This window comes from Paratractidigestivibacter sp. (genome assembly GCF_052362415.1).
GTDB lineage: Bacteria > Actinomycetota > Coriobacteriia > Coriobacteriales > Atopobiaceae > Paratractidigestivibacter.
This window is the reverse complement of record NZ_DAWEMK010000100.1, coordinates 1-1,047: the sequence shown is the minus strand read 5'-3', so window position 1 is coordinate 1,047 and position 1,047 is coordinate 1. Positions and strand designations below refer to the sequence as shown.

Here is a 1,047-nt window from a genome sequence, read left to right as displayed (position 1 = left end):
TGAATAGGATGGTGAGGCCGTCGAGGTTGTGCTCCGCGCAGCGGAGCTGGTTTGTCCCGAGGCTGCTTCGCCCTTCGAGGTGCAAATGGGGATGCTCTTGGGGCTTCCAAAAAGGCTTGGCGGGGAAGGTCTCGGCGGCTTCGAGCATAACAAAAGAATCCCGCTGTCCGGAAAGGCGCGCCTGCTCGCGAACCGAGACTGCTGCTACGGGGACCTTGTTTGGGGCGAAGAGCTCGACTTGGAGTGCCAAGGGCTGGCGTTTCATAACAACCAAAGGAGCTATCTGTCGGATTCGGAGCGCATGACCGCACTTGAGCTTATGGGGTATCAAGTGCTTCCCGTCACACACGAGCAAATTCGCTCGCCGGATCGATTCGACGCCCTTTGCGAGATCGTTGCGCAATCGCTCGGTAAGCCGAGGAAGCAAAAGACCGCCTCGCAGATGGTCGCTACTCGCGATTTACGGTCGCAGTTGTTTGTGGATTGGCACGATTTGGTGTTTGACTAAGACTTTGGACGCCTCGCTGATGCGCTTGCTCAGTTTATTTGTGACTTGCTGGGGGTGTATGGGGTATCGGAGTTCTTTGACGATATAAAACCGCAGGTAAATTAGTCGCCAAAGATCTTAGTACTCGTTTAGTGCGCAGCAAGTCACAAATAAACTGGGCGCGCGAGAGGAATTGGCCCGAAGCCAGTCCTCTGCGTTTGGCCCGAAGCGCGCTCTCCGCAAAGAACGGGGCCTCCCGACAGATATTTGAACCGCCGCCCGTTGGAACATCGGGAGGAGGCGGGCCAAGCTGAAGGGTCCGGCCCCGGAGGAGTTCCGGGGCCGGACCCTTGCGGCGTGGTCTTCATTTAAGCGTCTTAGTTTTTCGCGCAGTTCATTCTTGTCCGGGCCGGTTTTTCGGGACCCAAGAGAACGCGACAACGAGAAAGGGCCCGCCGCGGCTTCTCGTAGGCGACCTCCGCAGGCGCGCTCTTTGCGCCGAGGACTGAGCCGAAGAGAAACCCGGGCGGGCGCTTTCTCGTTGCTGTTTCTCGCTACTT

General features: G+C 57.9%; 1 protein-coding gene. It reads left to right on the top strand.

The features are described from left to right. The first annotated feature begins 85 nt into the window (after nt 1–85). Nucleotides 86–508 carry a hypothetical protein gene (locus tag ACT84W_RS08785; protein ID WP_444328942.1) on the top strand — a complete coding sequence of 141 codons (423 nt, stop codon included), beginning with the start codon at nt 86–88 and terminating at the stop codon, nt 506–508. Nucleotides 509–1,047: the final 539 nt, after the last annotated feature.

Coding starts and splice junctions, on each gene's coding strand:
- ACT84W_RS08785 (WP_444328942.1), top strand. CDS start 86: ATGGGGATGCTCTTGGGGCTTCCAAAAAGGCTTGGCGGGGAAGGTCTC.